This is a genomic window from Streptomyces spiralis, assembly GCF_014654675.1.
Taxonomy (GTDB): Bacteria; Actinomycetota; Actinomycetes; order Streptomycetales; family Streptomycetaceae; genus Streptomyces; species Streptomyces spiralis.
Window position 1 is genome coordinate 141,175 of the sequence record NZ_BNBC01000010.1, and the last position, 25,328, is coordinate 166,502.

Annotated in this window: 22 protein-coding genes; 19 read left to right on the plus strand and 3 right to left on the minus strand. The window is 72.1% G+C overall.

The window, feature by feature from the left end:
* Window positions 1-42 precede the first annotated feature (42 nt).
* The 12 genes from IE318_RS13415 (at window position 43) to IE318_RS13470 (ending at window position 14,996) form a co-directional block, all read left to right on the plus strand.
* Window positions 43-2,919, plus strand: a complete 2,877-nt coding sequence (locus IE318_RS13415) for a bifunctional glycosyltransferase/CDP-glycerol:glycerophosphate glycerophosphotransferase (RefSeq protein WP_229903500.1) — start codon at window positions 43-45, stop codon at window positions 2,917-2,919.
* Entirely contained in the window at window positions 2,916-4,046 is a 1,131-nt protein-coding gene (locus IE318_RS13420; protein ID WP_030170623.1) for a glycosyltransferase, read from the plus strand. The genes IE318_RS13415 and IE318_RS13420 overlap by 4 nt, the downstream gene beginning before the upstream one ends.
* 82 nt (window positions 4,047-4,128) lie before the next feature.
* A complete protein-coding gene (gene gad / locus IE318_RS13425; protein ID WP_189899982.1) occupies window positions 4,129-5,559 on the plus strand; it encodes a glutamate decarboxylase in 1,431 nt (476 codons plus the stop codon).
* A gap of 15 nt (window positions 5,560-5,574) precedes the next feature.
* A complete protein-coding gene (locus IE318_RS13430) occupies window positions 5,575-6,444 on the plus strand; it encodes a class II glutamine amidotransferase (protein WP_189899984.1) in 870 nt (289 codons plus the stop codon).
* A 49-nt stretch (window positions 6,445-6,493) separates the two neighbouring features.
* Entirely contained in the window at window positions 6,494-6,907 is a 414-nt protein-coding gene (locus IE318_RS13435) for a VOC family protein (protein WP_189899986.1), read from the plus strand.
* A gap of 82 nt (window positions 6,908-6,989) precedes the next feature.
* Window positions 6,990-7,172 carry a hypothetical protein gene (locus IE318_RS13440; RefSeq protein ID WP_189900111.1) on the plus strand — a complete coding sequence of 61 codons (183 nt, stop codon included), beginning with the start codon at window positions 6,990-6,992 and terminating at the stop codon, window positions 7,170-7,172.
* Between the two features lie 164 nt (window positions 7,173-7,336).
* The gene (locus IE318_RS13445; protein ID WP_189899988.1) at window positions 7,337-8,170 is read left to right on the plus strand and encodes a M55 family metallopeptidase; all 834 of its coding nucleotides are present in this window, start codon (window positions 7,337-7,339) and stop codon (window positions 8,168-8,170) included.
* Entirely contained in the window at window positions 8,163-9,467 is a 1,305-nt protein-coding gene (locus IE318_RS13450; RefSeq protein WP_189899991.1) for a M20/M25/M40 family metallo-hydrolase, read from the plus strand. The genes IE318_RS13445 and IE318_RS13450 overlap by 8 nt, the downstream gene beginning before the upstream one ends.
* 4 nt (window positions 9,468-9,471) lie before the next feature.
* Window positions 9,472-11,505, plus strand: coding sequence for a prolyl oligopeptidase family serine peptidase (locus tag IE318_RS13455; RefSeq protein ID WP_189899993.1), 2,034 nt, complete (start codon window positions 9,472-9,474; stop codon window positions 11,503-11,505).
* Window positions 11,502-12,425, plus strand: coding sequence for a S66 peptidase family protein (locus IE318_RS13460; protein ID WP_189899995.1), 924 nt, complete (start codon window positions 11,502-11,504; stop codon window positions 12,423-12,425). Before IE318_RS13455 ends, IE318_RS13460 begins: the two co-directional genes overlap by 4 nt.
* A 215-nt stretch (window positions 12,426-12,640) precedes the next feature.
* Entirely contained in the window at window positions 12,641-14,410 is a 1,770-nt protein-coding gene (locus IE318_RS13465; protein ID WP_229903501.1) for a CocE/NonD family hydrolase, read from the plus strand.
* Between the two features lie 34 nt (window positions 14,411-14,444).
* Window positions 14,445-14,996, plus strand: a complete 552-nt coding sequence (locus IE318_RS13470; RefSeq protein ID WP_030170651.1) for a GNAT family N-acetyltransferase — start codon at window positions 14,445-14,447, stop codon at window positions 14,994-14,996.
* Here the strand turns inward: IE318_RS13470 and IE318_RS13475 are convergent.
* The gene (locus tag IE318_RS13475) at window positions 14,968-15,315 is read right to left on the minus strand and encodes a DUF6204 family protein (protein ID WP_030170653.1); all 348 of its coding nucleotides are present in this window, start codon (window positions 15,313-15,315) and stop codon (window positions 14,968-14,970) included. The two genes, IE318_RS13470 and IE318_RS13475, sit on opposite strands and share 29 nt — an antisense overlap.
* Window positions 15,316-15,499: 184 nt before the next feature.
* Between IE318_RS13475 and IE318_RS13480 the strand changes: the two genes are divergently transcribed.
* On the plus strand, window positions 15,500-17,464 hold the full coding sequence (locus IE318_RS13480; protein WP_189899999.1) for a DUF5107 domain-containing protein: 1,965 nt from the start codon (window positions 15,500-15,502) through the stop codon (window positions 17,462-17,464).
* Between the two features lie 22 nt (window positions 17,465-17,486).
* On the opposite strand, the gene IE318_RS13485 is transcribed toward IE318_RS13480, so the two are convergent.
* Both IE318_RS13485 and IE318_RS13490 read right to left on the minus strand, forming a co-directional pair.
* Window positions 17,487-17,834: a VOC family protein gene (locus tag IE318_RS13485; RefSeq protein WP_189900001.1), complete on the minus strand. Its 348-nt coding sequence runs from the start codon at window positions 17,832-17,834 to the stop codon at window positions 17,487-17,489.
* 25 nt (window positions 17,835-17,859) lie between these two features.
* Window positions 17,860-18,816, minus strand: coding sequence for an LLM class F420-dependent oxidoreductase (locus tag IE318_RS13490; protein WP_189900003.1), 957 nt, complete (start codon window positions 18,814-18,816; stop codon window positions 17,860-17,862).
* 264 nt (window positions 18,817-19,080) lie between these two features.
* Between IE318_RS13490 and IE318_RS13495 the strand changes: the two genes are divergently transcribed.
* The 6 genes from IE318_RS13495 to IE318_RS13520 are packed head-to-tail and all read left to right on the plus strand — an operon-like array spanning window position 19,081 to window position 25,326.
* Window positions 19,081-20,757 (plus strand): NAD(P)/FAD-dependent oxidoreductase, encoded by a 1,677-nt coding sequence (locus IE318_RS13495; protein ID WP_189900109.1) that lies wholly within the window; start codon window positions 19,081-19,083, stop codon window positions 20,755-20,757.
* Complete coding sequence (locus IE318_RS13500; RefSeq protein ID WP_189900005.1) at window positions 20,754-22,601, plus strand: transketolase; 1,848 nt, start codon at window positions 20,754-20,756, stop codon at window positions 22,599-22,601. Before IE318_RS13495 ends, IE318_RS13500 begins: the two co-directional genes overlap by 4 nt.
* The gene (gene ligD, locus IE318_RS13505; protein ID WP_189900007.1) at window positions 22,598-23,569 is read left to right on the plus strand and encodes a non-homologous end-joining DNA ligase; all 972 of its coding nucleotides are present in this window, start codon (window positions 22,598-22,600) and stop codon (window positions 23,567-23,569) included. Before IE318_RS13500 ends, ligD begins: the two co-directional genes overlap by 4 nt.
* A gap of 52 nt (window positions 23,570-23,621) precedes the next feature.
* Window positions 23,622-24,068 (plus strand): gas vesicle protein GvpO, encoded by a 447-nt coding sequence (locus tag IE318_RS13510; protein ID WP_189900010.1) that lies wholly within the window; start codon window positions 23,622-23,624, stop codon window positions 24,066-24,068.
* A 59-nt stretch (window positions 24,069-24,127) separates the two neighbouring features.
* On the plus strand, window positions 24,128-24,559 hold the full coding sequence (locus IE318_RS13515; RefSeq protein WP_030170676.1) for a gas vesicle structural protein GvpA: 432 nt from the start codon (window positions 24,128-24,130) through the stop codon (window positions 24,557-24,559).
* Window positions 24,556-25,326 (plus strand): GvpL/GvpF family gas vesicle protein, encoded by a 771-nt coding sequence (locus tag IE318_RS13520; protein WP_189900012.1) that lies wholly within the window; start codon window positions 24,556-24,558, stop codon window positions 25,324-25,326. Before IE318_RS13515 ends, IE318_RS13520 begins: the two co-directional genes overlap by 4 nt.
* The last annotated feature ends 2 nt before the right edge of the window (window positions 25,327-25,328 follow it).

A 25,328-nucleotide genomic window follows, 5' to 3' on the forward strand; every position in this document is an offset into this window, starting at 1 on the left:
ACGTCCACCCCACGCCGAACGGAACAGAGACGAGAGGTGGCCGTGTCGACCGTCGCGCCCGAGCCGGACGTCAGTGTTGTCGTCATCGTCTACAACGACGAAGAGCGACTTCCGACGGCCGTTGGTTCCGTCCTTGAGCAAACCTTGCGCAATGTCGAGGTGATCATCGCCGACGACTGCTCGACGGACGGCTCCTACGAGGTCGCGCAAGCGCTCGCCGCGGCCCACCCCGACAAGGTCCGCGCCATCCGGCTGCCCGAGAACAGCGGCGGCTGCGGAGAGCCGCGCAACCAGGGCGTGAAGGTGGCCCGCGGCCGGTACGTGATGTTCCTGGACAGCGACGACACGCTGGAACGCAACGCGTGCCGCAACATGGTCGAGGCCGCCGACCGCACCGACGCCGACCTCGTCTCCGCCCTGTGTGTCCGGGTTCACACCGACAGCCGGCACGACAAGCGGGTCCAGTGGTACCCCTGGCTGTACCGCGAGACCCGCACCCTGGACTCCGTCGCCGAGCTGCCGGACCTGTTCGTCTTCGACACCCTGTCGACGAACAAGTGCTACCGGCGCGACTTCCTCCTCGGCAACGACCTCGCCTTCCCCCGCGGCATCCACTACGAGGACCTGCTCTTCTCGGCCCAGGCCTACCTGGCCGCGCGCCGGATCACGCTCATCCCCAACACGGTCTACTTCTGGAACGTGGTCCAGAAGACGTCCGTGAAGTCGATCAGCAACCGGCGCAACGAGATCAGCAACTTCGCCGACCGCGTCGAGATCCACCGCCGTATCGACGCCATCCTGGACCGCCAGGGCCAGGACGAGCTGAAGCTGCGCAAGGACATCAAGTTCCTCAAGCACGACCTGGTGCTGTACCTGCGGGAACTGCCGTTCCTCGACGACGACTACCGGCACCGCTTCGCCGAGCTGGCCCGCGACTACGTCCAGGACTTCCCCGAGGCCGCCTACGCCGAGCTCGACCGCGTCCACGCCATCTGCGCCCAGCTGCTGCTGCGCGAGGACTGGACCGACCTGATGCCGGCCATCGACACGCTGCTGAACCGCAACAAGATCTCCGCGCCGCTGACCGAGCGGGACGGCCGGATCTACTGGACCGACCGCTACCTCGACGACGACGAGATGCGCTCCGTCCTGGACGTCACCACGCTCGGCTACCACGCCAAGCAGCTCAACCAGATGTACCTGCGCAACCGGCTCACCGAGTACACCGCGCGCGGCGGCGACGTGGTGCTCGCCGGCGAGGTCGTCAACCCGCTGCACACCATCGCCCCGGGGGCGAAGCTCACCGCCGAGCTGGAGTTCCGCGCCCGCCGCCGCAGCCTGCAGACCTTCACCTTCCCGGTGCCCGCCCCGCGCCACCAGGGCGACGTGATCGCCTGGCGGGCCGAGGTGCCGCTGGCCCGGCGGCTGAGGCCGCTCGGCATCGTCGACGACGTCTGGGACGTCCGGCTGCACCTCACCGCGGACGGCAAGCGGACCACCAGCCGGCTCACCGTCGGCGCCGTCGACCTGGAGCACGCCGACGACGTCCCCGTCCGGCCGCGGCTCACCCGGCTCATGGCGGACCGCCTCGAGGCCCAGGTGTCCGCCAAGGGCCACCTGGCCTTCCGGCTCACCCAGCACAGCCGGCTCGCCCGCACCGGGCGCGCCGCCGTGGAGCGCAACCTGCACGGCCGCCCCGCGCGCGCCGCCAAGGGCGCCTACCGCAGGCTCCGGGCCCTGCGCCGGGACCTGAACTCCGGCACCCGCAAGCTCCAGGTCTACGAGCGCATGCTGACCAGGCTGCCCGTCCGCAAGGGCACCGTCGTCTTCGAGAGCCACCTCGGCAAGCAGTACAGCGACAGCCCGCGCGCGATCTACGAGGAGCTGCGGCGCCGCGGCGCGCCGATCACCCCGATCTGGTCGTACGCCGGTGAGCGCCCTGAGGGCTTCCCGAAGGACGCGGAGCTGGTGCGCCGCTGGTCGTGGGGCTACCTCAAGGCGCTCGCCCAGGCCGAGTACTGGATCGACAACCAGGGCTTCCCGCTGCGCCTGACCAAGCGCCCGGAGACGACGTACATCCAGACCTGGCACGGTTCCGCGCTCAAGCGGATGGGCTTCGACGAGCCGGGCCTGAGGATGCTGTCCGAGCCGGAACAGCGCTCCTACCAGCAGGCCCTGGACCGCTTCGACCACTTCGTGGTGCGCAGCGAGCACGACGTACGCACCCTGGCCCGCGCCTACCGCATCCCCGAGCACAAGCTGCTGCGCACCGGCTACCCGCGCAACGACGCCCTGGTGCGGGCCCGGCAGGGCGCCGCGTCCAACCCCGAGGCGCAGCGGCTGGCCGAACGCCTCGGCATCGACCCCGACCGGCGGGTGCTGCTGTACGCGCCCACGTTCCGCGCCGGTTCCGACGGCCGTGTGAAGGACTTCGAGTTCCCGTTCGACGTGGAGGACTTCGCCGCCCGCTTCGGCGACGACTGCACCCTGCTGGTGCGGGCGCACTACCTCAACCGTCTCACCCTGCCCCCGTCGGTGGCCGGCAGTGTGATCGACGTCAGCGCCGAGCCGGACATCACCCCGCTGATGCTGCTCGCCGACGCCCTGATCACCGACTACTCCTCGGTGATGTTCGACTACGCCCTGCTCCAGCGGCCCATCGTGTTCTACGTCCACGACTGGGAGGAGTACGCCCAGGACACCCGGGGCACCTACTTCGACCTGCTGTCCGAGGCGCCGGGCCCCGTACCGCGCACCGCCGAGGAACTCTTCGACGTGCTCGGCGACCTGGGCACCGTGGGCGCCGTCCACGAGGCGCGGCTGAAGGAGTTCGTGGACAAGTACGGTGAGTACGACCGCGGGGACGCCGCGGCGCAGATCGTGGACCGTTTCTTCGGCCCCGCGGGAGAGGCCCGATGACCCAGCGCGACATCTTCTTCGTGGCCAACGAGGTCAACGAACTCGGCGGCGTGGGCCGCTGGCAGACCCAGATGGCCCGGCTGCTGGCCGACCGGGGCCACCGGGTCACCGTCGTCGGCATCGCCCCCGCCCACCATCCGATGGACCTCGGCGAGCCCCCGTTCCGGACGGAGACGCTGTACGCCCGCCGGCCGCCCGGCCGCCCCCGGGCACGCCGCCTGCTGGGCCCCGCCGACCCGGCCGTCCGTCGGCACGAGGCCCATATGCGCACCGCCGCCGCCCGGCTCACGACGCTGTTCCGAGCCGCCCGGCCCGGCGCGGTCATCATCGTCGCGCAGGTGTGGGCGATGGAGTGGGTGGCGCTCGCGGACACCGCCGGACACCGCGTCATCGGCATGACCCACGAGTCCTTCGAGACCTGCCGCAAGAGTTCCCGGTTCGCACGGGTGAAGAAGTACTTCAAGGACGTCGACCGGCTGCTGGCCCTCACCCAGGAGGACGCGGACCGCTGGGTCGGCGAGGGACTGAACAACCTCGGCTTCATGCCGAACCCGCTGCCGATCGTGCCCGACACCCCGTCGCAGCGCACCGAGAAGGTGGTCGCGAGCATCGGCCGGCTCTCCCACGAGAAGGGCGTCGACCTGCTCCTGGACGCCTGGGCCGAGGCCGCGCAGCGGCAGCCCGGCTGGACCCTGCGCATCTACGGCAAGGGAGAGGCCGAGGCGGAGCTGCGGCAGCGGTGCGCCGACCTCGGGCTGGAGGACTCGGTGGACTTCGCCGGGCAGACCGACGACGTGCCCGGGGCGCTGCGCGCCTCCTCGGTGTTCGTGCAGTCCTCGCGCGGCGAGGGGTTCCCGCTGGTGCTGCTCGAGGCGATGGCGTGCGGCGTGCCGTGTGTGGCGTTCGACTGTGCGCCCGGGGTGCGAGAGATCGTCGGCCACGAGGAGGACGGGCTGCTGGCCCGGCCCGGCAACACCTTCGAACTCGCCCGCCATCTGGTCCGGTTGATGTCCGACGAGCAGCTGCGCGACTCCATGGGTGAGCAGGCGCTGCGCAGCGCACGACGGTTCGACCCGGAGACGATCACCGACCGCTGGGAAGAGCTCTTCGACTTCCTGGAGCGCTGAACCGACCGCCTGGACGGTCCGGGCACTCACACACGCGAAGATCCATCGGCGACACCGACGACGCATGGAGGACGGAGCGGGCATGACGGTGAGGCATTCCCCTGGCCACCGCGGTGAGAGCCGGGACCTGGCGGTCAATCCGCTCTTCAGCCGGGAGCCCCTGCGGGTGCCGCGCTACGCGCTGCCGCAGGGGCAGATGGATCCGGACACCGCCTACCAGGTGGTGCACGACGAGCTGATGCTCGACGGCAACGCCCGGCAGAACCTGGCGACGTTCGTCTCCACCTGGGCCGAACCGCAGGCCCTGCGGCTGATGGCCGAGTGTGCCCAGAAGAACATGATCGACAAGGACGAGTATCCGCAGACCGCGGAGCTCGAACTGCGGTGCGTCCACATGCTCGCCCGGCTGTGGCACGCCGAGGACCCGCGGCACGCGATCGGGTGCTCGACGACCGGATCGAGCGAGGCGGCGATGCTCGGCGGACTGGCCCTCAAGCGGCGCTGGCAGCACCGGCGCCGCGCCGAGGGAAAGTCCACCGAGCGGCCCAACCTCGTCATGGGCATCAACGTGCAGATCTGCTGGGACAAGTTCGCCGACTACTTCGAGGTCGAGCCGCGCTATGTGCCGATGGAGGGGGACCGGTTCCACCTCACGCCCGAGAAGGCCGTCGAGCTCTGCGACGAGAACACCATCGGGGTCGTCGCCGTGCTCGGCTCCACCTTCGACGGCAGCTACGAACCGGTCGCCGGCATCGCGGCCGCCCTGGACGATCTTCAGTCCCGTACCGGCCTGGACATCCCCGTCCACGTCGACGCCGCGTCCGGAGGGATGATCGCCCCCTTCCTCGACCCGGACCTGGTGTGGGACTTCCGGCTGCCGAGGGTCGCCTCCATCAACACCTCCGGCCACAAGTACGGCCTGGTCATGCCCGGAGTCGGCTGGGCCCTGTGGCGCGACCGGGACGCCCTCCCCGACGACCTGGTCTTCCACGTCAACTACCTCGGCGGCGACATGCCGACCTTCGCGCTGAACTTCTCCCGGCCGGGCGCCCAGGTCGTCGCCCAGTACTACACGTTCCTGCGGCTGGGCTTCGACGGCTACCGGAGGGTGCAGCAGACCTGCCGTGACGTCGCCACCCGGCTGGCCGCCGAGATCGCGGATCTCGGCCCGTTCGAACTGATCACTCACGGCGACGAGATCCCCGTCTTCGCCTTCCGGGTGCGCGAGGACATCGGCAACTTCAGCGTCTTCGACGTCTCCGCCGCACTCCGGGAACGCGGCTGGCTGGTGCCCGCGTACACCTTCCCGAAGGACCGGACCGACCTCGCCGTGCTGCGCATCGTGGTCCGCAACGGCTTCAGCCACGACCTGGCCGACCTGCTCCTGGAGGACCTGCGCCGCGTCCTGACCCGGCTGGAGAAGCAGCCGGAGCCGCATCGCAGCGCCGACGACACCAGCAACTTCGCTCATGGCGCGGAGACGAAGAACGTACGCCGCCCCGGGCGCCACTGACCGAGGAGGTACCCGATGTGCCGCCTGTTCGGCCTCAGCAGCGCCCCGCGGCGCACGCACGCCACGTTCTGGCTCCTCGACGCCCCGGACAGCCTCAGCCTGCAGAGCCACCGCGACCCCGACGGCACCGGTCTCGGCTACTTCTCCGCCGACGGCACCCCGCACGTCGACAAGGCGCCGATCGCGGCCTACGCCGACCGCGCCTTCGCCGAGGACGCCCGGCAGGTGGAGTCCGCCACCTTCCTCGCCCATGTGCGCTACGCCTCCACCGGCAGCCTGGACGCCCGCAACACCCACCCCTTCGAGCAGGACGGGCGGCTTTTCGCGCACAACGGGGTCATCGAGGGACTCGACCGGCTCGACGACCACCTGGGCGAGGACCGGGCCCTGGTCCGCGGGGACACCGACTCCGAGCGGTTCTTCGCCCTCATCACCCGGGAGACCCGGCGCCACGGCGGTGACGTCGCCGCCGGCATCGAGCAGGCCACCCGCTGGATCGCCCGGAACCTGCCCGTCTTCGCCCTCAACCTCGTCCTCATCACCCCCGACCGGCTGTGGGCGCTGCGCTACCCCGCCACGCACGAGCTGTACGTCCTTCAGCGCCCGGCGGGCGGCCCGTACGGCTCGCGGCACCTGGACCACAGCGGCAGCCACGGTCGGATGCGGGTCCACGCCGCCCCGCTGGCCGACCGTCCCGCCGTGGTCGTCGCCAGCGAACGCATGGACGACAACCCCGACTGGCGCCTGATGGAGCCGGGCGAACTGCTCCAGGTGGGCGCCGACCTGCACACCACCCGCCGTGTCGTCCTGCCCGGCCCGCCGGCGCACCCGCTCACCCTGGACGACCTGCGCCCCGCCGCGGCCGCCTCCCAGCAGGCCGCCTAAGGGCCTGTCTCGAAGTCCGGGTCATTTGATCTTGTGGCAAGATCGCGGGATGCTACGACTCACCGACTTCATCATCGACTGCCCGGACACGATGAAGCTGGCAGCCTTCTACTCCGAGGTGACGGGGCTCCCGGTCAAGGAGGGCAGCGACGAGAACTGGGCCGGTATCCGGTTCGGCGAGATCGAACTGGCCTTCACCCAGGTGGAGGACTACCGCGCCCCGCAGTGGCCCGACAGCGAGCACCCCAAGCAGTTCCACCTCGACTTCGAGGTCGACGACATCGAGGCCGAACAGCGCCGAGTCCTGGCCCTCGGCGCGACCCTGCAGCGGGACTGCACCGGCCCCGACGGCTACGGTTTCCGCGTCTACGCCGATCCCGTCGGCCACCCCTTCTGCCTCTGCCGCAACAAGGGTGTCATCTGGACCGACCAGGGCCCCATCTGGCCCAAGCGCGACCAGTAGCCGTGCCGCCCGACGCGTGACGTGACGCTCAGTTCGTGCGGCCCGTGCGTGCAGGTTGCGTGCGGTGGTGGGTGCGCCAACGATGGATCGGGAGCCCTGCGATCCGAACAGCGAGGAACGGGTCAGCGCGACCACCGCCATCTCGGAATACGTCCGCGGCCTCGTCGGCGGCGCCTTCCGCGCCGCCGTCCGCGCGCTGTTCACCGCCCCTGCGGCCATGTCCCCGACGGTGACGACCGCACCGGGCGGGCGGGCACAGGCGTAGCGGGTCGCTCGACACGGCGCGGTCGGCGAGCAGGCGGGGCGGTGATCCGCGGAAAGCCGGTCAAGGGGCCGGACTTTCCCTCGGTGACTGACGTCAGCGGTATGGACCTGTGGTAGTTGTGTGGCTCCTGGCCAGCATGTTCGGCGGCATGTAGCGTCATTCGCATGAAGATCCTCATCAGCGCCGACATGGAAGGCGCCACCGGGGTGACCTGGCCCGCCGACGTGCTGCCGGGGACACCGCAGTGGGAGCGGTGCCGGTCGATGTTCACCTCCGATGTCAACGCAGCCGTGCTGGGCTTCTTCGACGGCGGCGCCGACGAGGTCCTCATCAACGAGGCCCACTGGTCCATGCGCAATCTGCTGCTCGAACGGCTGGACGAGCGGGCCCAGATGCTCACCGGGCGGCACAAGTCGCTGTCCATGGTGGAGGGCGTGCAGCACGGCGACGTGGACGGGATCGCCTTCATCGGCTACCACGCGGGCGCCGGCATGGAGGGCGTGCTCGCCCACACCTACCTGGCCAACTCCATCACCGGGGTGTGGCTGAACGACGTACGGGCCAGCGAGGGCCTGCTCAACGCGCACGTGGTCGCCGAGTACGGTGTGCCGGTCGTCCTGGTCACCGGCGACGACCTGGCCTGCGAGGACGCGCTCGGGTACGCCCCCGAGGCGCTGAAGGTCGCGGTGAAGGACCATGTGTCGCGGTACGCGGCCGTGTGCCGTACGCCGGCCCGCACCGCCGCCGACATCCGCGCGGCGGCCAAGGAGGCGGCGTCCCTGGCGGTCCGTCACGAGCCGGTGACCGGCGGGCCGTTCACGATCGCGCTGGAGTTCGACGCCGAGCACCTCGCCATGGCCGCCACCGTCGTCCCCGGCGTGGCCCGCGTCGGCGAGCGCAAGGTGGCCTACACCAGCGACACCATGTTCGAGGGAATCCGGACCTTCAAGGCGGTCACCACGATCGCCTCGTCCGCGGTGGAGGAGCAGTATGGCTGACGCGCCGGCGCTGGACGAGGTCGTCCGGTTCACGTCCGACCTGATCCGCATCGACACCACCAACCGGGGCGGCGGCGACTGCCGGGAGCGCCCGGCCGCCGAGTACGCCGCCGAACAGCTCTCCGGTGCCGGCCTGGAGCCGCTGCTGCTGGAACGCACCCCGGGCCGGACCAACGTCGTCGCCCGGGTAGAGGGCACCGACCCGTCGGCGCCCGCGCTGCTCGTCCACGGCCACCTGGACGTGGTGCCCGCTCAGGCCGCGGACTGGAGCGTGCACCCGTTCTCCGGTGAGATCCGCGACGGCGTCGTGTGGGGCCGGGGCGCGGTGGACATGAAGAACATGGACGCGATGATCCTCGCCGTGGTCCGCTCCTGGGCCCGGCTGGGTGTGCGGCCCCGCCGCGACGTGGTGATCGCGTTCACGGCGGACGAGGAGGCCAGCGCCGAGGACGGCTCCGGCTTCCTGGCCGACGAGCACCCGGAGTTGTTCGAGGGCTGCACCGAGGGCGTCAGCGAGTCCGGGGCCTACACCTTCCACGACGGCGCCGGACGGCAGATCTATCCCATCGCGGCCGGAGAGCGCGGCACCGCCTGGCTGAAGCTGACCGCGCGCGGTCGCGCGGGCCACGGCTCCAAGGTCAACAAGGAGAACGCGGTGACCCGGCTCGCCGCCGCCGTCGCCCGGATCGGCGCCCACGAGTGGCCGCTGCGCCTCACCCCGACCGTCCGCGCGGCCCTCGCCGAACTCGCCGCCCTGTACGGCGTGGAGGCCGACCTGCGGAACGTGGACGCGCTGCTGGAGAAGCTCGGCCCGGCCGCCCGGCTCGTCGAGGCCACCCTGCGCAACAGCGCCAACCCCACCATGTTCGAGGCCGGTTACAAGATCAACGTGATTCCGGGGGAGGCCGTCGCCCATGTCGACGGGCGCTATCTGCCCGGCGGCGAGGAGGAGTTCCGCGCCACCCTCGACCAGCTGACCGGACCGGACGTGGACTGGGAGTTCCACCACCGGGAGGTGGCCCTCCAGGCACCGGTCGACTCGTCGACCTATCGGGCGATGCGCGCCGCCGTCGAGGAGTTCGCGCCCGAGGGGCACGTGGTGCCGTACTGCATGGCGGGCGGCACCGACGCCAAGCAGTTCTCGCGGCTCGGCATCACCGGCTACGGCTTCTCGCCGCTGAAGCTGCCCGAGGGCTTCGACTACAACGCCCTCTTCCACGGCGTCGACGAACGGGTTCCCGTCGAGGCGCTGCACTTCGGTGTCCGTGTCCTGGACCGCTTCCTGCGGACCGCCTGACCACATGGGGGAGAACGTGCAGACCCTGCCGTACGGTTCCTGGCCGTCGCCGATCGACGCGGCCCTCGCCGCCGCGCACGATGGCAGGCCGGAGTTCGTGGGCTTCGTCGGCGACGAGGTGTGGTGGACCGAGCCACGGCCCACCGAGGGCGGCCGGCGGACGCTGGTGCGGCGGCGCAATGAGGATGTGCGGGGCGAAGCCCCTCCTTTGAAGGGCGGTGGCGGGCGACGGGCGGGCGGGACGGAGGAGTCGGTCCTGGACGCGCCGTGGAACGTGCGCAGCCGGGTCATCGAGTACGGCGGCCGGCCGTGGGCCGGGACGGTCCAGGACGGCGCGCCGCTGGTGGTGTTCGTGAACTTCGCCGACCAGCGGCTCTACCGGTACGAGCCCGGCGGCGAGCCGCGCCCGCTCACGCCGGTCTCGACCCTCGGTGGCGGACTGCGCTGGGCGGACCCGCAGCTGGTCCCGGAGCGGGGCGAAGTCTGGTGCGTGCTGGAGGAGTTCACCGGTGACGGGCCCAGCGACGTACGGCGCGTCCTGGCCGCCGTACCCCTGGACGGCTCGGCGGCCGAGGACCGCGGCGCGGTGCGCGAACTCACCGGCGAACGGCACCGGTTCGTGACCGGCCCGCGTCTCTCGCCCGACGGGCGTCGGGCGGTGTGGCTGGCCTGGGACCACCCCCGGATGCCGTGGGACGGCACGGAGCTGGTGATGGCCGAGGTCGCCGGGGACGGCACCTTCGGTGAGAGCTGGACCTGCGGCGGCGGTCCCGAGGAGTCCATTCCCCAGGCCGAGTGGGCCGCCGACGGTTCGCTGCTGTACGTCAGCGACCGCAGCGGCTGGTGGAACCTGTACCAGGCCGATCCCCACCGCGGCTCGCGGCCGTTGTGCCCCCGCGAGGAGGAGTTCGGCGGGCCGCTGTGGAAGGTCGGCCAGCGCTGGTTCGCGCCGCTGGACAGTGGGCTGATCGCCGTCCTCCACGGGCGGGGCGCCGCCGCTCTCGGCATACTCGACCCGGAGACCGGCGAGGTCGTCGATGCGGTGGGACCCTGGAGCGAGTTCGACGCCACGCTCGCGGCGCACGGCGAGCGGGTGGTGGCGGTCGGGGCCGGTCCGAGCAGCGCCTACGAAGTCGTGGAGCTGGACACCCGCACCGGGCGCACCCGGGTGATCGGCGCGGCCCACGAGGACGCGGTCGACCCCGCGTACTGTCCCGAGCCGCTGATCCGCACGTTCTCCGGACCAGGCGGCCGCGACGTCCACGCCCATATCTACCCGCCCCGCAACCCCGGGTGCCGGGCGCCCGACGGTGAGCTGCCGCCCTACGTCGTGTGGGCGCACGGCGGACCCACCAGCCGGGCCCCGCTCGTACTCGACCTGGAGATCGCCTACTTCACCTCGCGGGGCATCGGCGTCGCCGAGGTCAACTACGGTGGCTCGACCGGGCACGGCCGGGAGTACCGCAACCGGCTGCGCGAGCAGTGGGGTGTCGTCGACGTCGAGGACTGCGCGGCCGTCGCCCTCGCGCTCGCCGAGGAGGGCACCGCCGACCGCGCGCGGCTCGCGATCCGGGGCGGCAGCGCGGGCGGCTGGACCGCCGCAGCCTCCCTGGCCGCCACCGACGTCTACGCCTGCGGCACGATCATCTACCCGATCCTCGACCTGACCGGCTGGGGCACGGGGGAGACGCACGACTTCGAGTCGCAGTACCTGGAGAGCCTGGTCGGACCGCTGGCCGAGGTGCCGGAAAGGTACGCCGAACGCTCGCCCGCCGAGCACGCAGACCGGATCACGGCCCCCTTCCTACTGCTCCAGGGCCTGGACGACGTGATCTGCCCGCCGGTGCAGTGCGAGCGGTTCCTCTCCCGGCTCAAGGGACGGGGAGTGCCGCACGCGTACCTCACGTTCGAGGGCGAGGGGCACGGGTTCCGGCGGGCCGGGACCATGGTGCGGGCGCTGGAGGCGGAGCTGTCGCTGTACGCTCAGGTGTTCGGCCTGGCCCCGGCAGGCATCCCGACCCTGGAGCTCGACACATGAAGGAACTGCTGCGCCCCGCGCGGCTCGCCCCCGGCGCTCGGGTGGCCGTCGTCGCGCCCAGCGGGCCGGTGCCCGAGGAACGGCTGCAGGCCGGTCTCGACGTGCTGCGCGGCTGGGACCTGGAGCCGGTGGTGGCCTCCCATGTGCTGGACCGGCACGGCACGTTCGACTACCTGGCCGGCACCGACGCCGACCGCGCCGCCGACCTCCAGCGCGCGTGGTGCGATCCGGAGGTGGACGCGGTGCTGTGCGCCCGGGGCGGCTACGGGGTGCAGCGGATGGTCGACCTGCTCGACTGGGACGCGATGCGGGCGGCGGGACCGAAGGTGTTCGTCGGTTTCAGCGACATCACCGCGCTGCACGAGGCCTTCGCCACCCGCCTGGGCCTGGTCACCCTGCACGGGCCGATGGCGGCCGGCGTCGACTTCGTCAAGAACGCCCGGGCACAGGAGCATCTGAAGGCGACCCTGTTCGAGCCCGAGACGGTCCGCACCATCGCCTCCGACGGAACCGCCCTGGTTCCCGGGCGGGCCCGGGGCGTCACCCTCGGCGGCTGCCTGGCGCTGCTCGCCGCCGACCTCGGCACCCCGTCCGCGCGGCCCTCGGCGGCCGGTGGCCTGCTGTGCCTGGAGGACGTGGGCGAGGAGACCTACCGCCTGGACCGCTATCTCACCCAGCTGCTGCGCGCCGGATGGGTGGACGGGATGCGCGGGGTGCTCCTCGGATCGTGGAAGGACTGCGACGGCCCCGACCGGGTGCGGGCCCTGTTCGCCGACCGGCTCGGCGGGCTCGGGGTGCCCGTCGCGGAGGAGTTCGGGTTCGGCCACTGCGAAGGGGCGTCGACGATCCCCTTCGGGGTGGCGGCCGAACTCGACGCGGACGCGGGCACGTTGACGCTGGACGCGCCCGCGCTGCGCTGACCGTGAGGGCAGCGGCGCGTCTCCAGGGCGTCCGGATGACGTACCGCCGGCCGAGGGCCATCGCGCCGGCCGTTCGAGCTCCACTGAATCTCCGTCAAGAAACCTCCGTTTGAGCGATTGACGCGGTCTGACACGTGTCACAGCATGATTCCGGCCGGTACTTACCGGTCGGTAAGTCGGGTTGCCCTCAGTGTGGAGGCCTTGTGTCCCGTCGTGTGCCCAGATCCCGCGCCGCCCTCGTCCTCGCTCTCTCGGCCGCGCTCACCGCACCCCTCACGCTCACCACCCCCGCGTCCGCCGACGGTCAGTACGGCGTGACCCCGCTGAAGTTCACCGTCCGCGCCGGCGAGCGCACCTGCACCGTCGACGCCGACCTGTACCGGCCCGCCGACGTGGACCGCGCCCACCCGGCGCCCGCCGTCCTCGCCACCAACGGGTTCGGCGGCAGCAAGGACGACGGCTCGACGGACGCCATCGGCAAGGCCTTCGCCCGGCGCGGATACGTCGCCCTCGTCTACTCCGGCCTCGGCTTCGGCAGATCCGGCTGTCTGATCTCCCTCGACGACCCCGGCATCGACGGCCGGGCCGCCTCCGGGCTGGTCGACTTCCTCGCCGGCAGCCGGAGTGCCGACGACGGCACCCGCGCCGACTACGTCACCCTCGACGGCACCGGCGACCCGCGCGTCGGCATGATCGGCGGCTCCTACGGCGGCGCGATCCAGCTCGCCACGGCGGCCGTGGACCATCGCGTCGACGCCCTGATCCCGCTGATCACCTGGAACGACCTGGCCTACTCCCTCGACCCGAACAACGCCGCCGGCGCCACCGCTGTGCCCGGCGCCTTCAAGTGGCAGTGGACCAACGGCTTCTACCTCATGGGCGAGAGCCAGCCGCTGACCCAGCCCGCCCTGGACCCCTCCCGCGTCAACTCCCTCACCTGCCTGCACTTCGTCACCCGGGCCTGCGACACCATCCGCACCCTCAACTCCGGCAGCTACCCCGCCGACCGCACACGACAGCTGCTCTCCTACGCCCGCAGCGTCTCCCCGGTGTCCTACCTCGACCGGGTCGAGGCGCCCACCCTGCTGATCCAGGGCCAGGCCGACAGCCTGTTCAATCTCAACGAGGCCACCGCCACCTACCGGACCCTCAAGGCCCGGGGCACCGAGACCAAGATGATCTGGCAGTCCTGGGGCCACAGCGGAGGCCTCACCGACCCGGCCGCCGGCGAACTGAACCTGACCCAGGGGAACCTGGAGACCAGCTACGTGGGCCGGCGGGTCCTCGCCTGGTTCGACCGCTACCTGCACCGGAACCGGGACACCGACACCGGCCCCGACTTCGCCTACTACCGGGACTGGATCACCGACCCCGACCACACCTACGCCACGGCCGGCCACGTCCCCGCCCTCTCCCGGCGGCTGTACCTCTCGGGCGACGGAAAACTCGTCGGCAACCGCGACGAGGTCGCGCGCGGCAGCCGTACCTATACCAACTGGCCGATCCCCACGAGCCATTCGGAGAGCTCCCTCGCCGGGGCCCTGGGCCTGCCCGACCCCGCGCCCTACGACACCCCGGGCACCTATCTCGCCTGGACCAGCGAGCCGCTGACGCACGCCGTCGACGTGGTCGGCGCTCCGCAGGCCACGCTCAAGGTGAACTCGCCGGCGGCGGAGCGCACCCAGCGCTCGTCCGACGCCGCCGACAAGCTCGTCCTGTTCGCCAAGCTGTACGACGTGGCACCCGACGGCACCCGGACGCTGGTGCACCGGCTGGTCGCACCGGTCCGCGTGCCCGACGTGACCCGGTCCTTCACGGTGACCCTGCCGGGCATCGTGCACCGATACGAGCAGGGCCACCGGCTGCGGTTCGTGATCGCGGCGAGCGACGACGCCTACTTCGGGAACCGGGGCGTCAAGCCGGTCACGGTGGCCGCCTCCCCGGGGGGCACCGGAGTGCTCCGGCTGCCGGTCGTGGCCGGCTGAGTCGCGGGCGCACGGGCCCGAATAGAGTGGCGGGATGCAGCACACCGCATCCCGCTACCTCGCCGAGGGACCCCGCGTCGGCATCCGCCACTTCACGCAGGACGACGCCGAGGAGTTCACGGCCCGCGTCAGGGAGAGCCAGGAACTGCACCGCCCATGGCTCTACCCGCCGGCCACGGCCGACGCCTACACCGCGTACGCGGGACGGCTGATCGACGATCCGGCGCGGGCCGGCTTCCTGGTCTGCGAGAAGGACTCCGGCCGCATCGCCGGATACATCAACATCAACAACATCGTCGAGGGCGCCTTCCAGTCCGGCGCCCTCGGCTACGGCGCCTTCGCGCACGCCGTCGGGCGCGGGCTGATGAAGGAGGCCTTGAACCTCGTCGTCGACCACGCCTTCGGACCCATGGGCCTGCACCGGCTGGAGATCAACGCCCAGCCGGGCAACACCGCCTCCATCGCCCTCGCCCGCTCCTGCGGCTTCCGCCTGGAGGGCTACTCGCCGGACATGCTCTACATCGACGGAGCCTGGCGGGACCACGAACGGTGGGCGATCACCGCCGAGATGCGGGCTTGTGGTTGATCTTCATGGTGTCCAGGTCCGTGACGGTCGACCTTAGTCCGCGGAAGCTGTAGCCGAGGCCGCGCAGAGCCGTCTCGGCGCGGTCCTCCGCGATGGCGGCGGCCATCTCCTCGCCGTCCTCCGCGTCGCTGACCACCACATACCGCATCGAGAAGTGCTTGAGCGGCGACGGCTCGTACGACAGTGAGCCCTCCTCCGTGAACCGCATGCTCGTCATCCCGTGGTCGGCCGCCTCGGCGAGCAGCCGCTCCCGCGCCTGATCGGTCAGCCCGTCCCAGGTACCCCGGACGATCACCCGGTAGGTGTGCCGTTCGCTCATCGGTCTTCCGTACTCCTCGCTGTCCGGCGGCGTGCGGCGCACTCCTCGCCACCCGCGCGACCGCGGTGCCGAACGACCGACAGTACGTCGCCCGGCGGTGGCCCGCACACAGGTTTTCGACCCGGCGCCTTTGCGCAATCCTGACCGGACCCGCCCCTGGTCAGGTCACCGGCGACCGGGTTCCATGGTCGTTGTGACGACGATCCGACGTGAGGTACTGACGCTGCCCGCCGCGCCGCTCGGGCCGGACAACCCGCTGCCCGCGCTGCGCCCGCTCGACGAGGTCCACCACATCGAGGACCGCGACCGGAACGAACTGCCGCACGACATGGCGCGGCAGGTCGGCTACGCCCCGCTGCACAGCCTGCTGCCGGTCCGGGTCCGTGACGGCTACGGCAGAGCGCGCGAGCCGCGCCGGATCGACGCGCTCGTCCTCGAGAACGACCGGCTGCGCGCCACCGTGCTCCCCGGCCTCGGCGGCCGCGTCGCCTCGCTCGTGCACAAGCCCACGGGCCGGGAACTCCTCTACCGCAACCCGGTGTTGCAGCCCGCCAACTTCGCCCTCAACGGCGCCTGGTACTCCGGCGGCATCGAGTGGAACATCGGCGCCACCGGCCACACCACCCTCTCCTGCGCGCCGCTGCACGCCGCCCGCGTGGCCGCCCCCGACGGCGGCCAGATGCTGCGCCTGTGGGAGTGGGAACGACTGCGCGACCTGCCCTTCCAGGTCGACCTGTGGCTGCCGGACGGCTCCGACTTCCTGCACGTCGGCGTGCGCATCCGCAACCCGCACGAGCGGCCGGCGCCGACCTACTGGTGGTCCAACATCGCCGTCCCCGAGGAGCGCCGGGTGCTCGCCCCCGCCGAGGAGGCCTGGTACTTCGGCTACGAGCGCCGGCTGCGCCGGGTCCCCGTCCCGGCGTACGACGGCGTCGACCGGACGTACCCCCTCAACAGCACCTACGCCGCCGACTACTTCTACGAGGTGCCCGACGGACGGCGCCGCTGGATCGCCGCCCTCGACGAGTCCGGCGGCGGACTGGTGCAGACCTCCACCGACGTGCTGCGCGGCCGCAAGCTGTTCGTCTGGGGCGCGGGCCCCGGCGGGCGCCGCTGGCAGCAGTGGCTGACCGAACCCGGCACCGGCGGCTACTGCGAGATCCAGGCCGGTCTCGCCCGCACGCAGCTCGAACACGTACGGCTGGAGGCGGAGAGCGAGGTGGCGTGGCTGGAGTCGTACGGCCCGCTGGACGCGCCGCCGCCGGCGGGGGAGTGGGACACCGCCGTCCGCCGGACCGAGGAACGGCTCGAGGCCGTCCTGCCCCGCGCCGACGTCGAGGCCGCCTACGCCGCCTGGAAGCCGTACGCCGACGCCGAACCGGGCGAGATCCTCGGCACCGGATCCGGCTGGGGCGCGCTCGAAGTGCTGCGCTCCGGCTGGAAGCTGCCGGGCACGCCCTTCCCCGAGTCCACCCTCGACGAGGCACAGGAGCCCTGGCGGGAACTGCTGCACTCCGGCTCCTTCCCGGAACCGCGCCGGGTCCGGCCGCCCGGCGAGTCGCTGGTCGCCCCGCACTGGCGGGACCTGCTGGAGACGGCCCCGGCAGGACCGCTCACCGAGTACCACCTCGGCGTCGCCCAGTGGCACGCCGGTGACCGGGCGCAGGCGGTGCGCAGCTGGGAACGGGCGCTGGAACTGGCGCCGTCCGTCTGGCCGTTGCTGCGCTGCCTGGCCGTCGCCGACCAGGAGGCCGGCCACCACGAGCGGGCCGCCGACCGTTACGCCGAGGCCTTCGACGACCTGTGCCACGAGCGGCGCGACCCCGGCGAGACCTGGACCGCCGCCACCGCCGCGCTCGGCCGGGAGGCGATCGAGGCGCTGCTACGGGTAGGCCGCCCCGCGGACGCGCGCTCGGTGTGGGGGCGGCTGCATCCGGCGACCCGGGAGCGCGGCCGGTTCCGGCTGCTGGAGGCCGAGCTGCTGCTCGCCGAGGGGCGGCGGGCCGAGGCGCGGGCCGTCTTCGACGAGGGCTTCGAGGTCGCCGACCTGCGCGAGGGCGACGAGCGGCTCGGCCGGGTGTGGGACCGGATCGGCGGCGAGGAGCTGCCGCACGCCTACGACTTCCGGATGCGCCCGTCCTCGTCGTGAGGCGTCACGGGGCCGCCGCGGCTCATCCGCGGCGGTCCACGTACTCGTACACCGCGCCGTCCGGGTGCACGGCGATCAGATTGCGGCCCACCGGGCTCGGGACCGGGCCTGCCACGATGCGGGCGCCGAGTTCGGTCAGGACCCGGTGGGCCTCGTCGACGTCCTCGACGGCGATCGTCGCCGCCACCTTGCGCAGCACCTCCAGCTGCGACTCGGGGCCGCTCATCAGCAGGAAGCAGCCCACGGCCGCCACCTGGACGCCGCCGCGTTCGAAACGGAGGGCTCTGCCGCCCGCCAGGCGTTCGTAGAAGGGGACGGCGGTCTCCAGGTCGTCGACGCAGACGCGCAGGCTGGCTCCCAGAATCTCCATGCGGGCGAGCCTAGTTGGGGCCCTGTCAGTGCGGGAGCTGCGGCAGCACCTTCGTGCGGTAGAAGTCGAAGAAGCCGCGCTGGTCGGCGCCGATCTGGTTGACGTAGACCCGGTCGAAGCCCGCGTCGGCGAAGGCCTTCAGCGCGGCCACGTGCTGGTCCACGTCGTCGCCGCACACCACGTTCTCGCGGACCGTGTCCTCGGTGACCAGCGGCTTGAGCTGCTCGAAGTGACGGGGAGTCGGCAGCACCTGGCCCATCTCGCCTGGGAGTTGCTCGTTGTACCACAGGTCGTGCACGGTACGGACGCACTCGTCGCGGTCGTGGCCGAAGCACACCTTCGTGCCGCCGCTGACAAGCTTGGTGCCCCCGCCGCCCTTGCGGTACCGGGTGACCATCTCCTCGTCCGGCATCATCGTGATGTAGCCGTCGGCCACCCGCGCCGCGAGCGAGGTCGCCTTCGGGCCGAAGCCGGAGATGTCGATCGGCACGGGTTCGCTGGGAACGGTGTACAGACGGGCGTTCTCCACCGTGTAGTACGTGCCGTGGTGGCTGACCTCCTCCCCGGTCAGCAGCCGGCGCATCACCTGCACCGACTCCTCCAGCATCTCCATCCGCACCTGCGCGGGCGGCCACCGGTCGCCGAGGATGTGCTCGTTGAGCGCCTCGCCGGTGCCGACGCCGAGCCTGAACCGGCCCTCGGTCATCACCGCGCTGGTCGCGGCGGCCTGCGCCACCACGGCCGGGTGGATCCGCACGGTCGGACAGGTCACGGCGGTCTCCACGGGCAGGGACACCGCCTCGGACAGCGCCCCGATCACCGACCACACGAACGGGCTCTGGCCCTGCGCGTCGTTCCAGGGGTGGTAGTGGTCCGAGATCCACAGCGCCTGGAACCCGGCCTGCTCGGCCATCCGCGCCTGCTCGACGAGTTCCGCCGGGCCGTACTGCTCGCACGACAGGTGGTAGCCGTACTCGGGCATGAGGCTCCTCCACGACGGGGGCGGGTCACATCGCGCTCCCGAGTACCCGGCCCCACCGACGGAAACCGGCGCCGTGCCTCCCCGGCCGCGGCCGTGACGTTTGGGTGGGGCGGCCGGGGGGACGCGGTTAGGGCCTCTCGTTCGGATCAGGCCGGATCGCGCGGTGCCAGGGCCCGCGAGCCCGGCGTGATCCGAACGAGAGGCCCTAGTTCCGTACGAGCACGCGACAGTGCCGGAGGCGAACCCGTGACTCGACCCCGCATCGTGATCGTCGGTGCCGGTTTCGCCGGTTACCGTGCGGCCCGGACCCTGTCCCGGATGTCCCGGAGCAAGGCCGACGTCACCCTGCTGAACCCGACCGACTACTTCCTGTACGTGCCGCTGCTGCCCCAGGTGGCCGCGGGCATCCTGGAGCCGCGCCGGGTCGCCGTCTCCCTCTCCGGCACCCTGCCGGGCGTACGCCTGGTCCTCGGCGAGGCCGACGCCGTCGACATGGACGCGCGCACCGTGCACTACACCGACCCCGAGGGCGTCGGCGGGACGCTGGACTACGACCGGCTGGTGCTGGCCGTCGGCAGCGTCAACAAGCTGCTGCCGATCCCCGGGGTCGCCGAGCACGCGCACGGCTTCCGCGGGCTGCCCGAGGCGCTCTACCTGCGCGACCACGTGACCCGCCAGGTGGAGCTCGCCGCTGCCGCCGCCGACCGCGACAGCTGTGCCGCCCGCTGCACCTTCGTCGTCGTCGGGGCCGGCTACACCGGCACGGAGGTCGCCGCGCACGGCAAGACGTACACCGACTCCCAGGTGCGCCGGCACCCGCTGCGGCAGGGTATGCGGCCGCGCTGGATGCTCCTGGACATCGCCGAGCGTGTCCTGCCCGAACTGGACGAGCGGCTCTCGCGCACCGCGGACCGGGTACTGCGGGAACGGGGCGTCGACGTCCGGATGGGCACCTCCGTGAAGGAGGCCACGCACGACGGTGTGCTCCTGACGGACGGCGAGTTCGTCCCGACCCGCACGCTGGTGTGGTGCGTCGGCGTACGGCCCGACCCGCTCGTGGAGAACACCGGGCACCCGCTGGAGCGCGGGCGGCTCGTCGTGGACCCCTATCTCCAGGTGCCGGGGCGGCCCGAGGTGTTCGCGGCGGGCGACGCCGCTGCCGTACCCGATGCGAACAAGCCCGGCGCGTGCACCCCGATGACCGCCCAGCACGCCTGGCGGCAGGGCAGGACCGCCGCCATCAACGTCGCCGCCTCGCTCGGCGCCTGCGCGCGGCGCCCCTACCGCCACCGCGACCTGGGCTTCGTCGTGGACCTCGGCGGCACCCAGGCCGCCGCCAACCCGCTCGGCGTCCCGCTCTCCGGTCCGGTGGCCGGCGCCGTCACCCGCGGGTACCACCTCGCGGCGATGCCGGGCAACCGGGTGCGAGTGGCGGCGGACTGGCTGCTCAACGCCGTACTGCCGCGCCAGGCCGTCCAGTTGGGGCTCGTACGGTCCTGGTCGGTGCCGCTGGAGTCCGCCTCCCCGGAGCTGGCCCGGGTGGCCGGCGGGCCGGAGCGGCCGCGGGCGGGAGCCCAGGTGGGGGCCGGAACGGGTCCGGAGGCGACGGACGCCCCGGGCACCGGCTCCCGGGGGTCCGGCGCACCCGAGGGGACGGAGGCCACCGAGATCATCGAGAACACCGAGAAGGCCCAGGCGGCGGGCGCCGAGCCCGCGAAGAACCAGCCGGGCGGGGAGCCCGCGAGGAACCAGCCGGGCGGGGAGCCCGCGAAGAAGCAGCCGGGCGGGGAGCCCGCGAAGAAGCAGCCGGGTCCCGAGCCCGCCGAGAGCCGGCCGAGCCCGGAGCCCGCCAGGAAGCAACCCGGTCCCGGACATCACGAACACCATCCCGCCCCCGGCCCGGTCAAGCGTGACGACATCCCTGCGGAAGGAGACTCATGAACACCGCCGAACTCGTCGACCTCGGACAGCAGTTGCGTGTCGACAGCGTGCGGGCCTCGGCGGCGGCGGGCTCCGGGCACCCGACGTCCTCCATGTCCGCCGCCGATCTGATGGCCGTGCTCCTGGCGAACCACCTCCGCTACGACTTCGACCGGCCGGAGCATCCCGGCAACGACCGGTTCGTGCTGTCCAAGGGCCACGCCTCCCCCCTGCTGTACTCCGCCTACAAGGCGGCCGGCGCGATCGACGACGACGAACTGCTCGGCTTCCGCAAGCTGGGCAGCCGCCTGGAGGGGCACCCCACACCGCAGCGGCTGCCGTGGGTGGAGACCGCCACCGGATCCCTGGGGCAGGGCCTGCCGATCGGCGTCGGCATCGCCCTCGCCGGCAAGCGGCTCGACCACGCCGACTACCGGGTGTGGGTGCTGTGCGGGGACAGCGAGATGGCCGAGGGGTCGATCTGGGAGGCCGCCGAGACCGCCGGGTACGAGCACCTGGACAACCTGATCCTGATCGTCGACGTCAACCGGCTCGGCCAGCGCGGCCCCACCCGGCACGGCCACGACCTGGACGCCTACGCCCGCCGCTTCCGCGCCTTCGACTGGCACACCGCCGAGATCGACGGCCACGACGTGGACGCCGTCGACCGCGCCTACGGCGAGGCGATCTCCACGAAGGGACAGCCCACCGCGATCATCGCCCGCACGCTCAAGGGCAAGGGCGTGAAGGAGTCCGAGGACCGCGAGGGGCTGCACGGCAAGCCGCTCAAGCACGCCGACGAGGCGATCGAGGAACTCGGCGGCGTCCGCGACATCCGGGTCCGCGTGCACGAGCCGCCGTCCGTCCGCTCGCTGCACGCCGTCGGGAACGGCAGCCTCGAACTGCCCCGCTGGGACAAGGGAGACGAGGTCGCCACCCGGGACGCCTACGGCCAGGCGCTCGCCGCGCTCGGCACCGCGCGCGGCGACGTGGTGGCCCTCGACGGCGAGGTCGGCGACTCCACCCGCTCGGAGCTCTTCCACAAGGAACACCCCGACCGCTACTTCGAGTGCTACATCGCCGAACAGCAGATGATCGCGACGGCGGTCGGCTTCGCCCGGCGCGGCTGGGTGCCGTACGCCTCCACCTTCGCCGCCTTCCTCACCCGGGCCTACGACTTCGTACGGATGGCCTCCGTCAGCGGATCCGGCATCAACCTCAACGGCTCCCACGCGGGCGTGGCGATCGGGCAGGACGGGCCCAGCCAGATGGGCCTGGAGGACCTGGCGATGATGCGGGCCGTGCACGGCTCGACCGTGCTGTACCCGAGCGACGCCAACCAGGCCGCGAAACTCGTCGCCGAGATGGCCGGCCTGGACGGCATCCGCTATCTGCGCACCTCGCGCGGGCAGAGCCCGGTGATCTACGGTCCGGACGAGGAGTTCCCCGTCGGCGGCAGCAAGGTGCTGCGCTCCTCCGACGCCGACCGGCTGACGATCGTCGCCGCCGGTGTCACCCTGCACGAGGCGCTGGCCGCCGCCGACGCCCTGGACGGGGAGGGCATCGCGGTCCGCGTGATCGACCTGTACTCCGTCAAGCCCGCCGACCGGGCCACCCTGCGGCAGGCCGCCCAGGACACCGGCTGCCTGCTCACGGTCGAGGACCACCGCGAGGCGGGCGGCCTCGGCGACGCGGTCCTCGAGGCATTCCTCGACGGGCGCCCGGTGCCGCGCCTGGTCCGGCTCGCCGTCCGTACGATGCCCGGCTCGGCCTCGCCGGGCGAGCAGCTGCACGCGGCCGGCATCGACGCCGAGTCGATCGCGGCCTCCGCCCGGCTGCTGGTGGAGGAGGCGGTGGTGCCGTGAGCGGCGATGCCCGCACGGTACGGGCCGGCCGGCGCACCGTGGAGGTGCACCGGCCGGACAAGGTCCTCTTCCCGGGCGGTGACGGCGGCGACGGCGGTGAGGACGGCGAGGGAGACGGCAAGGAGGGGGAGCACGCGAAGGAGTACACGAAGGGCGACCTCGTCGACTACTACCGGTCGGTCGCGCCGTATCTGCTGCCGCACCTGCGCGGCCGCCCGCTGATGCTGGAGCGGCACCCGGACGGGCTGGACGGGCCGGTGTTCATGCAGAAGAACACCCCGGAGCACTACCCCGACTGGATCACCCGGGCCGAGGTCGCCAAGGAGGGCGGCACGGTCACGCACACCGTCTGCGACGACACCGCCACCCTCGTGTACCTCGCGGACCAGGCCTGTCTGACCCTGCACCGCTGGCTGTCCCGCGCGGGGCACCCCGACCGGCCGGACCGGATGGTCTTCGACCTCGACCCTTCCGACGACGACTTCGAGCCGGTGCGGGAGGCGGCCCGGCTGCTGGGCGAGCTGCTCGACACACTGAAGCTGCCCTCGGCGCCGATGACGACCGGCTCGCGCGGACTGCACGTGGTCGTGCCCCTCGACGGCCGCCACGGCTTCGACGAGGTGCGGGAGTTCGCCCGGGACGTCGCCGAGCTGATGGTCGCCGGTCATCCCGGCCGGCTCACCACGGCCGCCCGCAAGAAGGACCGTGGCGACCGCCTCTACCTCGACGTGCAGCGCAACGCCTACGCCCAGACCGCGGTCGCCCCCTACACGGTCCGCGCCCGGCCCGGCGCGCCCGTCGCCGTACCTCTCTCCTGGGACCAGCTCGACGCCCCGGATCTCGGCCCGCGGCGCTGGACCGTCGCCGACGCGGTCGACCAGGCCCGGACCCGCCCCTGGGCCGGACTGCCCGCCCGCGGCCGTGCCCTGGGTCCGGCACGGCGGCGCCTCGACGCACTGCGCGGCTGATGGGCAGGTTTGGCCGAGGAAGCTGCGGCCACACGGAGGGGGAGAGGTGGCCATGGCGAACAAGGACGACACAGCGCACGACCCGGCGCACGAGTCAGCGCATGACACCGCAAAGCCGAAGCATTCGCAGAAAACACAACAACCACAAGAATCACAAGAACCCCAGGAGCCACGCACCAATTCCGAGAACGACACGCGTGCGAACGACCACGGTGCGGCCCCGCACCGGCCTCGGCCCATGGAGGTGCTGCGCGAGGCACGAGCCCAGTTCGAGGAGCTGACCGGCATGACGGCCGAGTCCGTGACGACCTTCGTGCAGACCGAGGACGGCTGGTCGCTGGAGGTCGAGGTCCTGGAACTCGCCCGTGTGCCCGACACCATGAGCCTGATGGCGAGCTACCAGGTCGAACTCGACACCGAGGGTCAGCTCACCGGCTACCGGCGCGCGCGCCGCTACGAACGCGGCCGGTCCGAGGCGCACCGGTCCGGCGGCCGCTAGGCCCGCCCGCACGCGACGACATCACCCATCCCACACTCAGAGAAGGAGGCACGGTCGGCATGACCGTTGTCCCGGCAGAGACCTCCGGCGGTGGAGGCGGCACCAGTGGCCTCTACGACGTACTGGAACTCGTCCTCGACAGGGGACTGGTGATCGACGCGTTCGTGAGGGTGTCCTTGGTCGGCATCGAGATCCTGAAGATCGACGTACGGGTCGTCGTGGCCAGCGTGGACACGTATCTGCGCTTCGCGGAGGCGTGCAACCGGCTCGACCTGGAGGCGGGCCCCCGCAAGAGCCCGGGCCTGCCCGAGATCGTCGGCGAGGTCACCGAGTCCGGTGCGCGCGGCAAGTCCAAGGGGGCGCTTTCCGGCGCCGCCGAGACCATTTCCGAGGCCTTCAAACAAGGTCGGTCGGAGCACTCCGAGGAGGGCGAGGCGCGGCCGCGACCCCGTAAGGCCACGTCGTCGCGCAGGAGGGAGGAGCAGGAGTGAGCACGTACGTCTACGGGATCATGGCAGCCTCGCACCCTTCGCCGCCGGAGGGCATGGCCGGTGTCGGCGATCCGCCGCGGCCGGTCCGCGTACTGAAGGCGGGCGAACTGGCGGCCGTCGTCAGTGACGCCCCCGAGGAGCTGCGGCCCAAGCGCAGGGACCTGCTCGCCCACCAGAACGTGCTCAGTGAGGCCGGTGCCGCGGGCTGTGTGCTGCCCATGCGGTTCGGCAGCGTCGCCCCGGACGACGCCACCGTCACCGGGGTGCTGACCGAACGCGCCGAGCACTACACCGAGCGCCTGCGGGCGCTGGACGGCAAGGTCGAGTACAACATCAAGGCCGGCCATGTCGAGGAGGCCGTACTGCATCGCGTGATGTCCGAGAACCCGGACATCAGGGCGCAGGCCGAGGCCAATCGGCGGGCGGGCGGCGGCAGTTACGACGACAGGCTCCGGCTCGGCGAGATGGTCGCCGGCGCGGTCAAGGCCCGCGAGGCCGAGGACGGCGCCGCGGTGGTGCGCGCGCTGACACCCGAGGCCGCCGCGGTCAGCGCGGGTCCTGAGTCCACCGGATGGCTGGTCAACGCGTCGTTCCTGGTGGACCGGGAGGCGGCGGCGCGGTTCCTGGACGCCGCCGAACAGGTCCGCAGGGACATGCCCCATTTGGAACTGCGGGTGAACGGTCCGCTGCCGCCCTACAGCTTCGTCGAGCCCGGCCCGTCCGAGCCGGCGGCCAGTACGGCGGGGGCCGACGTGGGAACGGGATGACG

Bases quoted from the DNA above. Each gene is read 5' to 3' on its own strand.
- IE318_RS13445 (WP_189899988.1), top strand. From the start codon at position 7,337: ATGAAGATCCTCATCAGCGCCGACATGGAAGGCGCCACCGGGGTGACC.
- IE318_RS13480 (WP_189899999.1), top strand. From the start codon at position 15,500: ATGGTCGTTGTGACGACGATCCGACGTGAGGTACTGACGCTGCCCGCC.
- IE318_RS13490 (WP_189900003.1), bottom strand. From the start codon at position 18,816: ATGCCCGAGTACGGCTACCACCTGTCGTGCGAGCAGTACGGCCCGGCG.
- IE318_RS13460 (WP_189899995.1), top strand. From the start codon at position 11,502: ATGAAGGAACTGCTGCGCCCCGCGCGGCTCGCCCCCGGCGCTCGGGTG.
- IE318_RS13485 (WP_189900001.1), bottom strand. From the start codon at position 17,834: ATGGAGATTCTGGGAGCCAGCCTGCGCGTCTGCGTCGACGACCTGGAG.
- IE318_RS13515 (WP_030170676.1), top strand. From the start codon at position 24,128: ATGACCGTTGTCCCGGCAGAGACCTCCGGCGGTGGAGGCGGCACCAGT.
- IE318_RS13455 (WP_189899993.1), top strand. From the start codon at position 9,472: ATGGGGGAGAACGTGCAGACCCTGCCGTACGGTTCCTGGCCGTCGCCG.
- gad (WP_189899982.1), top strand. From the start codon at position 4,129: ATGACGGTGAGGCATTCCCCTGGCCACCGCGGTGAGAGCCGGGACCTG.
- IE318_RS13500 (WP_189900005.1), top strand. From the start codon at position 20,754: ATGAACACCGCCGAACTCGTCGACCTCGGACAGCAGTTGCGTGTCGAC.
- IE318_RS13435 (WP_189899986.1), top strand. From the start codon at position 6,494: ATGCTACGACTCACCGACTTCATCATCGACTGCCCGGACACGATGAAG.
- IE318_RS13470 (WP_030170651.1), top strand. From the start codon at position 14,445: ATGCAGCACACCGCATCCCGCTACCTCGCCGAGGGACCCCGCGTCGGC.
- IE318_RS13510 (WP_189900010.1), top strand. From the start codon at position 23,622: ATGGCGAACAAGGACGACACAGCGCACGACCCGGCGCACGAGTCAGCG.
- IE318_RS13420 (WP_030170623.1), top strand. From the start codon at position 2,916: ATGACCCAGCGCGACATCTTCTTCGTGGCCAACGAGGTCAACGAACTC.
- IE318_RS13430 (WP_189899984.1), top strand. From the start codon at position 5,575: ATGTGCCGCCTGTTCGGCCTCAGCAGCGCCCCGCGGCGCACGCACGCC.
- IE318_RS13450 (WP_189899991.1), top strand. From the start codon at position 8,163: ATGGCTGACGCGCCGGCGCTGGACGAGGTCGTCCGGTTCACGTCCGAC.
- IE318_RS13440 (WP_189900111.1), top strand. From the start codon at position 6,990: ATGGATCGGGAGCCCTGCGATCCGAACAGCGAGGAACGGGTCAGCGCG.
- IE318_RS13475 (WP_030170653.1), bottom strand. From the start codon at position 15,315: ATGAGCGAACGGCACACCTACCGGGTGATCGTCCGGGGTACCTGGGAC.